This is a genomic window from Streptomyces griseoflavus, assembly GCF_014649995.1.
In the GTDB taxonomy this organism is placed as follows: Bacteria; Actinomycetota; Actinomycetes; order Streptomycetales; family Streptomycetaceae; genus Streptomyces; species Streptomyces griseoflavus.
On record NZ_BMUC01000062.1, the window covers coordinates 1 to 538 of the forward strand.

Annotated in this window: 1 protein-coding gene; it reads left to right on the forward strand. The window is 69.7% G+C overall.

Going from position 1 to position 538, the window contains the following annotated elements:
* A partial coding sequence (locus IE172_RS34240) for an alpha-glucosidase C-terminal domain-containing protein (protein ID WP_190101266.1) occupies window positions 1–415 on the forward strand: 415 nt, incomplete at its 5' end.
* Between the last annotated feature and the right edge of the window lie 123 nt (window positions 416–538).

Sequence of the window (538 nt, forward strand, 5' to 3'; positions counted from 1 at the left end):
CCGCGACTGGGAAACCGCCGAGAAGGAGGGGCGGACCATCGCCCCCCTCATCACGAAGCTCAACGCCGTCCGGCGGGCGCACCCCGCGCTCCACCGGCTCAGGAACCTGCGCTTCCACCCGACCGACAACGACGCCGTGATCGCGTACAGCAAGCGCAGCGGTCCGGACGTCGTGCTCGTGGTCGCCAACCTCGACCCGCACCACACCCAGGAGGCCACGGTCTCGCTGGACATGCCGCGACTCGGCCTGGACTGGCACGAGTCGGTGCCGGTGCGCGACGAGCTCACCGGCGACACCTACCACTGGGGCAGGGCCAACTACGTGCGGCTGGAGCCGGGGCGGGCTCCCGCACACGTCCTGCACGTCCAGCGACCGCCCGCCGCACAGCACGACGGAGGGCGAGGAACGTCATGACCGTGAACGAGCCGTTGCCGGACATGTTCGAGGACACACCGGTCAGGGACCGGGACCCCGACTGGTTCAAACGAGCCGTCTTCTACGAGGTCCTGGTCCGCTCCTTCCAGGACAGCAACGGCG